This window comes from Nostocoides japonicum T1-X7 (genome assembly GCF_001046855.1).
Taxonomy (GTDB): Bacteria; Actinomycetota; Actinomycetes; order Actinomycetales; family Dermatophilaceae; genus Nostocoides; species Nostocoides japonicum.
This window is the reverse complement of record NZ_HF570958.1, coordinates 3,146,514-3,154,945: the sequence shown is the minus strand read 5'-3', so window position 1 is coordinate 3,154,945 and position 8,432 is coordinate 3,146,514. Positions and strand designations below refer to the sequence as shown.

Annotated in this window: 5 protein-coding genes; all 5 read right to left on the bottom strand. The window is 74.5% G+C overall.

The window, feature by feature from the left end:
• The coding region (locus tag BN12_RS14180) for a non-ribosomal peptide synthetase (RefSeq protein WP_048553419.1) at positions 1–3,391 on the bottom strand (3,391 nt) is incomplete at its 3' end.
• Positions 3,392–3,398: 7 nt separating this feature from the next.
• A complete protein-coding gene (locus BN12_RS14175; protein ID WP_083454653.1) occupies positions 3,399–4,298 on the bottom strand; it encodes an isochorismatase family protein in 900 nt (299 codons plus the stop codon).
• Positions 4,299–4,322: 24 nt separating this feature from the next.
• The gene (locus BN12_RS14170; protein ID WP_048553418.1) at positions 4,323–6,017 is read right to left on the bottom strand and encodes a (2,3-dihydroxybenzoyl)adenylate synthase; all 1,695 of its coding nucleotides are present in this window, start codon (positions 6,015–6,017) and stop codon (positions 4,323–4,325) included.
• Entirely contained in the window at positions 6,014–7,147 is a 1,134-nt protein-coding gene (locus BN12_RS14165; protein ID WP_053080041.1) for an isochorismate synthase, read from the bottom strand. The genes BN12_RS14170 and BN12_RS14165 overlap by 4 nt, the downstream gene beginning before the upstream one ends.
• Positions 7,144–7,917 (bottom strand): SDR family oxidoreductase, encoded by a 774-nt coding sequence (locus BN12_RS14160; protein ID WP_048553416.1) that lies wholly within the window; start codon positions 7,915–7,917, stop codon positions 7,144–7,146. Before BN12_RS14160 ends, BN12_RS14165 begins: the two co-directional genes overlap by 4 nt.
• Positions 7,918–8,432 lie beyond the last annotated feature (515 nt).

Genomic DNA, 8,432 nt, shown 5'->3' with positions numbered 1-8,432 from the left:
CGGCGAGGTCGGCGACCGGCTCGGGCCTCCCGACGCCGATGCCGGGCGCCTGGATCGTGTGGACCGGCAGGTCGGGTGAGAGGTCCGCGAGCAGGCCCGTGTAGCACCAGCCCAGACCGCCGGCCGGTGGGAGGACGACGAGGGGGGCCAGGCCGGTGGGCCGACCGTGGCGGCCGGCTCGACGAGCACGGTCCCGACCGCTTCCGGCTCGGAGGGTGAGGACCTCCGCGAAGTCGCCGGCACCCTCCGAGCGGCCATCGGCGACGACGGCGGCCAGCCCCTCGGCCGTCGGGTGGGCGAAGACGTCGGCGAGCCCGAACCCCGGCGGCAGGCCCGTCGGCCCGTCCCCGGCAGCCGTCGACCCGGTCGGCTCCTCGGCCCGGCCGAAGTCCTCCTCGAGACGGGCGACGAGCCGCAGGGCCGACAGCGAGTCACCGCCCAGCGTGAAGAAGTCCGCGTCGGCGGGGACGGCGTCGGCTCCGAGGATGTCGGCCAGGTGCCCGGCGATCCGCTGCTGGAGCAGGCCTCGGGGGAGTGCTTCGTCCGGACCGGCCTCGGGCGAGGGGACCGCGGTCTCGGACAGCCGCCGGCGGTCGGCCTTCCCACTCGATCCGACGGGGATCGACGGGACGGCGACCCAGTGGCTCGGCAGCCACGATGCGGGCAGGGACGAGCGGGCGGCGGCGACGAGCGCGGCCTTCGCGTCGCCGACGACGTCGGGACCGGGGCCCGCCACGGACGCGCCGTCCCCGGTCGGGGAGGGAGGGACGAACCACACGACGAGCCGCCCGTCGACGACGCCGGCGCACACGCCCCGGACCCCGCCGACGCCCGCGAGCACCGCCTCGACCTCACCGAGCTCGATCCGCTGCCCGCGGATCTTCACCTGGTCGTCCGTGCGGCCGAGGTAACGGATGGCTCCGTCCGGTCGCCAGGCGGCGAGGTCGCCGGTGCGGTAGAGGCGGCCCCAGGCGGAGCCGACGAAGCGGTCGGCCGTGAGGTCCGGCCGGCCGGCGTACCCCTCGGCGAGCTGGACGCCGCCGAGCCACAGCTCGCCCGCCGCGCCGATCGGGACCGGCTCCCCGTCGGGCCCGAGGACGAGGCACGAGGTGTTCCACACCGGACGGCCGATGGGCACGCTGTGGCCCTCGCGGCCGTCGGCGGGCGTGCAGTCCCACGCGGTGACGTCGACCGCGGCCTCCGTCGGTCCGTAGAGGTTGGTCGGGAGGACGCCGAATACCTGCTGCGAGCCGGCGACGAGCTCCGGGGTCAGCGCCTCACCGCTCGTCACGACGCTGCGGAGGCGATGCACGCGTCCCATCGTCGCGCAGGCGGTGGGGTCGGTGAGGAAGGCACGCAGCATCGACGGGACGAAGTGGACGACCGCCACGTCGTCCTCGACGAGCTGGGTCGCGAGGGCGCGGGGGTCGCGGTGCGCGCCCGGCTCCGCGACGGCGACGCAGCCGCCGACCTGGAGCGGCCAGTAGAGCTCCCACACCGACACGTCGAAGGAGATGGGCGTCTTGTGGAGGACGACCTCCCCCTCGCGGAGGGCGAGGTGGTGCTGCATCCAGGCGAGCCGGTTGTCGATCGCCCGGTGACTCACGACGACGCCCTTGGGCCGCCCCGTGGAGCCGGAGGTGAACAGGATGTATGCCGGCGCGTCGACGTCGCCGCCCCCGTCGAGCAGGGCGTCCGGCGCGGTTCCGCCCGCGGCGAGGAGCTCCGGGTCGGTGACGACGAACACTGCGCCGGCGTCCTCGACCATCGCGGCGATGCGCGCGTCCGGAAGGTCGGGGTCGAGGGGCAGGTACGCCGCACCGAGGAGCGCCACGGCATGGATCGTCTCGTAGAGCCCGATCCCGCGCTCGAGCTGGACCCCGACGGCGTCGCCTGGCCCGATCCCCTTGTCCCGCAACCCGGTGGCGATTGTGCGAGCGCGAGCGAGCAGCTCCGCATACGTCCGCGTCGTTCCCCCGAACCGCAGGGCGGCGGCATCCGGGGTGCGGAGGGCCTGGTCGAGGAACCGCCGGCCGAGCGTCGCGGACGACCGCTGCACGCGGGTCTCGTTGAAGCCACGGGTGACGAGCTCCCGCTCCGTCGCCGGCAGCAGCGGCAGGCGGCCCACGGGCTCGTCGGGGTCGGCCCCGGCCCACACCGACAGCCAGTGGCGCAGCCGCGCGAGGTGGAGGTCGAGGGTGGCGTCGTCGTAGAGGTCGGGATGGCCGTCCAGCTCGAGCCGGGCCCGGCGACCGCGTCCCGGGCTGCCGCGCAGGGTGAGGGTCAGGTCCTCGACCGGCCCCGCCGTGAGGTTGCGCACGACGCCGGTCGCGTCCCCGAGGGCGAGCTCGATGTCGAAGGGGACGATGTTGACCTGCGTCCCGAAGAGGTCGACGCCGCCGTGCCGGTGGAGTCGCCGGGCGAGCCACTCCTGGCGCTCGAAGGGGTGCGTCCTCAGCTCCCGCTGCTCCGCGCGGGTGGCGGCGAGCGTCTCGCCGACGGTTCCGGTCGCCGGGATCGCCGCGGGCAGCACGTTCATCGCGGTGCACACCGTGCGCGCGGCGAGCAGCCGCCCGACACCGGGGAGCATGCGGTTCATGAGGGGCAGGCCGATCCGGGCGGAGGGGACGCCGAGGAAGCGGGCGACGTAGCTGCCGGCCGCGGCCGTGACGAGGTCGGCCCACGTCGTCCCGAGGCGGCGCGCCCCGCGGTCGAGCGCCGACTGGAACTCCGCGTCGAGGTCGCATACCCGCCGCCGAGCCCGCCCGGCCGGGGTCGCGAGGCGCCCCGCGAGGGAGACCGGTCCCGACATTCCCCGCATCCGGGCGTCCCAGAAGGCCTCCGACTCCGGGTGACGGAGGTTCTCGGCGACGAGGTCGCGGAGCGGGACGGGATCGCTCGGCGGGGCGTCCGCATACCGCTCGGCGATCCGGCGCAGCAGCTGGACGGCGCCGTACCCGTCGAGGACGACGTGGTGGGCCGCGTGCCACCACCACAGGCAGCCGTCGTCGGTGCTGCGCAGCAGGCCGGTCCGGGTGACCTCGCCCCCCGTGATGTCGAGGGGGCGCGCCAGCTCCGTGTCGAGCCATGCCGCAGCGGAGGCGGCGTCCGGGACGTCGACGACCGTGAGCACCCGGGCCGCCCCCGCGGTCGGGTGGACACGCTGACGGGGACCGTCGGGGGTGAGGGCGAAGGTCGCCCGGAGCTGCTCGAACTCCTCGTATGCCGCGACGGTCGCCCGGTCGAGCCGCGCTGCGTCGACCGGCCCCTCGAGCTCGACGACCTCCGCCGTCGTGTAGGCGGGGTTGCCGGGGTCGAGCTGGTGGGCGAAGAAGAGGCCCTGCTGGGCCGGCGTGAGCGGGAGCCACTCGGCCCCGACCGGGTCCGCCACGGCGTCCTCAGACGCCAACGGACCGGGCCTGGCGCCGCAGCCAGTCGAGCGTGGGCGTCCGGGTGAACTCGCCGAAGTCGACGTCGAGGCCCTCGTCGGCGAGGAGGTCGAGGAACTCGAACGCTCGGAGCGAGTCGAGGCCGAGCTCGAAGGCGTCGGCGTCCGGGCGGGCGAACAGCTCCTCGATGGCGTCGCCGGCGAGCAGCCCGCCGAGGGCGGCCCGGATCCGGGCATCCCACGGGTCGGTCTCGTCGACGCCGTCCACGTCCGCCGGCCGGCCGAACCGCGCGAGCACGTCGTCCGTCGTCGTCACGACCCCGCAGCACGAGGCGACCTGGCACAGGGCGCGTCGGTGCTCCGCGGCCCCGAAGTCGGCGACCGCGTCGGCGACGACGAAGGGCTGGACCTCGCGCTGGAAGGCGTCGAAGACGGTCGCGAGGATGCCGATGTGCGCGTACACCCCCGTGATGACGAGCTGACCGCGCCCGGCCCGGCCCAGGCGGTCGGCGAGGTCGCTGCGCGCGAAGGCGCTGTAGCGGTGTTTCGGAAGGACCGTGTCGGAGCCGGTCGGCGCGACCTCGTCGACGATCGCGGTGTGCTCCGGGTCGGCCCGCATCCCCCGCCCCCAGAGGTCGCCCTGGAGCCCGCGCTCGGCCGGGTCCTGGTCGCCGTCCTGTGCCGTGTAGAGGACGGGTATGCCCGCCGAGCGGGCGGCCCGGAGGATCGCGGCGGTATGCGTGAGCATCGCCTCGACGACCGGGGATCCCGGCGCGAACGGGCGCAGGAAGTACCGCTGGAGGTCGTGGACGAGGACCGCGGCGCGCTCCGGCTCGAGCGACCAGGTCGCCTGGCTCTCCGGGAGGTCGGTCAGCGGCGCCGGGTAGTCGATGAGATGGGGCAGAGGCATGGTGTCATCCCTGGGTGAGGCGGGTCAGGAGGAAGGGGTCGCGGCGGTCACCGCGGAACGGCTTGGGTCGCCGCGGTCCGCGGCGAGGTGTGCGGACAGCAGCCGGCGCAGGTCGCGTCGGCTGTTCTTGCCGACGGCGGTGACGGGGAGCTCGTCGAGATGGACGACCTCGTCGGGGATCTTGAACGTCGCGAGCCCGCTCGCGCGCAGGTGGTCGAGGAGGTTCGCCGGGCGCGGCCGCCCGGGCTCGGTGCGGACGACGAGGACGATGCGCTCCCCGAGGTAGTCGTCGGGGACGCCGACCGCGACGGCGTCGAGGACGTCGGCGTGCGCCACCGCGACGCTCTCGAGCTCGTCGACGGCGACCTTCTCCCCGGCCCGGTTGATCTGGTCCTTGTCGCGTCCGGTGACGACGAGGTGGCCGCTCGGCAGGCGGCGGACCCGGTCGCCCGTGCGGTAGTAGCCGTCGGCCGTGAAGCAGTCGGCGTCGGCCCGGGGGTCCCGGTAGTACCCGCGGATCGTGTACGGGCCGCGGGTGAGCAGCGCGCCCTCCTCGCCGTCGGCGACGTCGCGGTCGTCGGCGTCGACGACGCGGATCTCGTCCTCGGCCGAGATGGGCCGCCCCTGGGTCGTGTGGACGAGGTGCACCGGGTCGTCGGCGCGCGTGTAGTTGACGAGCCCCTCGGCCATCCCGAAGACCTGTTGGAGGCGGACCCCGAGGACCTCCTCGAGCTGCGGCGCGACGGAGTCGGCGAGTCGTGCACCGCCCACCTGGACGACGCCGAGGGAGCCGAGGTCGGGGGCTCGGCGCCGCGCGGCGGACACCCAGGCCTGCGCGAGCGGCGGGACGAGGGCCGTGTGGGTCACGCCCTCGGCCTCGATGAGCCGGAATGCCGTGCGCGGACTGGGATCTCGGGCGAGGACGACTGTGCCACCCGCATGGAGGACACCGAGGATCCCCGGTGAGCTCATCGCGAAGTTGTGGGCGGCGGGGAGGACGACGAGCTGTACCGTCGACGTGTCGAGGCCGCAGATCCGCGCGCTCTCGCGCACCGAGTACAGGTAGTCGGCGTGGGTGCGGGGGATGAGCTTCGGGACCCCCGTCGTGCCGCCGGACACCTGGAGGAAGGCGACGTCCTCGGCGTCGTGGGCGGGCAGGGGCAGACCGGCAGGGCTCACCGAGCCGGGGCCCCTCGACCAGTCGGATACGTCGACGACGAGCGGCGGCAGGACGCCGTGCGCCGCGACACGGTCGGCGACCGTGTGGAGGAGGGCGGTCTGATCGGCGTCCCCGGGATCGCGCGCGACGACGATCGCCGCCGCGTCCGCGAGCGTGCAGAACTGCGTCAGCTCGGCTTCCCGGTGCGTCGGGAGGGCGAAGACGGGGAGCGCTCCGAGGCGGAAGAGGCCGAGCACGGCCTCGAGGTACTCCACGACGTTCGGGAGGGCGACGACGACGCGATCGCCGGGAGCCACTCCGATCTCCTGGAACCGCACAGCCGCCCCGCGAGCGCGCCGCGCCAGCTCCGCATACGTCCAATGGTGTTGCGCTCCAAGGGAGTCCGTTCCGACGGCGGCGAGCCGGTCGGCGAACCGTGCGGTGCGATCCTCGATGAAGCCCGCGAAGGTCTCGGTGGTCCAGAGCCCGAGGGAGCGGTAGCGCCGCCGGATGCCCTCGGGCCAGCTGCGGACCTCGGCCAGCGGTGCCCGGCTCCTCACAGCCCCACCACCGCCCGCATCGTCGCGAGCTTCGCCTCGGTCTCCCGGATCTCGGCGTCGGGGTCGGATCCGGCGACGATGCCCGCGCCCGCGTGGAGCCGCAGCCGGTCGCCGTCGAGCACCCCGGCGCGGATCGTCACGGCGAACTCACCGTCCCCTGTGTCGTCCACCCAGCCGATGGCGCCGGTGAGCGGCCCGCGGTCCTCCTCGAGGCCGGCGATGACGTCGAGGGCCGTGGGGGTCGGCACCCCGCCGACGGCCGGTGTGGGGTGGAGCCGCATCGCGAGCTGGAGCGCCGTGAGCCGACGCCCGGCCTCGGAGAGGGTGCCGCGGACGGAGGTGCCGAGGTGGTGGATGACCTCGGTGGAGACCAGGCGCGGACGACGATCATGGTCGAGGTCCGTGCACAGCGGCGCGAGGACCTCCGTCACGGCATCGACGACGTAGGCGTGCTCCGCCAGGTCCTTCGTGGAGCCCTGGAGTGCGGCGGTCCTGCGCCGGTCCTCGTCGGGATCGGCCACGCGCGGCACCGATCCCGCGAGCGGCAGGCTCGAGACCGTTCGGCCCCGCCGGCGGACGAGAAGCTCGGGGCTCGCGCCGAGGACGATGGGACCCGTGGGGTCGGCGCCGAGCGGCACGCCGAAGACGTAGCGGCCCGCAGCCGTGGCGAGCAACCGCGCCATGAGCACCGACCGGTCGAGCGGCGGTCGGCTCACGACGTCGAGCCCACGACCGAGGACGACCTTCTCCAACCGTCCCGATGCGATGTGGTCCAGGGCGATCCGGATCCGGTCGGCGTATGCCGCGCGCGAGGGACGCTCGACGATCCGGTGCCGTGTGCCGGTCGTCGCGTCCGCCGCCGCGGCGGCCCGGCCCGCCGCATCGCGGTGCCTCTCCACGCGGGCGGCCGAGGTGACCCGGTGCGCGACCGCGGGGGCGTCCGGGGCGAAGGGCAGGACGCAGACCGCGCGCTCGCCGGGGGCGAGGAGACCGACGACGTGCTCGGCCCAGCGCGGACCGGTGCCGATGATCGTCTCCGCGATGTCTCCGGCGGCGGTGTCGTCGCCGGAGAAGAGCACCGTGGCGTTCGAGGTGTCGACCCGCCGCGTCTCGGAGATCAGGTCGGTCACAGGGATGCACCTCCGTCGACGAACAGCTGCTGGAGCGTGACGTGCCGGGAGGCGTCGGTGAGGAGGAACCGGACGACGTCGGCGACGTCCTCGGGCGCCGCGAGCCGGCGCAGGGGGATGCCGAGCCGATGGCTCTGCGGGTCCCCCTCGATGGCCGTCTCGGCGCCGATCGCGGGGTCGGGCCACAGGGCGCGGAGCATCGGCGTGTCTGTCGACCCGGGCTCGACGACGTTGCACCGGATCCCGCGGGCCGCGAGCTCCAGCCCGGCGCAGCGGGTGAGGGCCGAGGCGGCCGCCTTGGACGCGGCATACGCGAGCATGCCGGCCCGCGCGACGCGCGCGGCGTTCGAGCTGACGACGACGACCGCCCCGCCGTCGCGGATCCGTGGTGCGCCGGTGCGCAGCAGGTGGAAGACGCCGGTCGCGTTGACCGCGAGGTGACGCTGCCACGCGTCCTCGGTGACCTCCTCGAGCGTGCCCGGCTCGAGAGTGCCGGCGGCGCTGACGAGTCCGTCGAAGGGACCCACCGTGTCGACGGCGGCGCCGAGGGCCTCGTCCACCGATGCCCCGTCGGACACGTCGACGGCATACGGGAGGGTCCCGGAGGCACCCGCACGCTCCGCCCTCTCGGCGGTCTCCGCGAGGCCCGCCCCGTCCCGATCGAGGAGGACAAGCGTGTCCGCGTCCGTCGCGAGCCGTAGCGCGACGGCTCGTCCGATGCCCGAGGCGGCACCGGTCACGACGACGACCCGACTCGCTGCATCATTCATAGGATGATAGTAAGGGTAGCCTTAGCTTGCCGTCACCACGGGTAGCCGCCCTCCCCGGTCCTCACCCACCACACTCGCCCCCGGCTCCCGTGCCGCCTGGCCATCTGCCACCCGATCGGGGCCTGAGCACCACCCCGTTGGCGGTCTGCCACCCGATCGGGGCCTGTGCACCACCCCGTTGGCGGTCTGCCACCCGATCGGGGCCTGTGCACCACCCCGCTGGCGGTCTGCCACCCGATCGGGGCCTGAGCACCACCCCCTGAACCCCTCGCTAGCTTTATCGGGTCACCCCGGAAGCCTGCCGCGAGCTTTATCGGGTCACCCCGGAACACTGAGCTTCACCCGACAAGCGATGTCGGGTGAAGCTCAGTGTTGTCGGGTCACCCGATAAAGCTGCGGGGGGGCTCGGGAAGTCGGGAGCTCGGGAAGTCGGGAGCTCGGGAAGTCGGGGGCTCGGGAAGTGGGGGGCTTCGGGGCTCGAGAAGCTGCCGGCGGGGCTTGGCTCCGAACGGGGG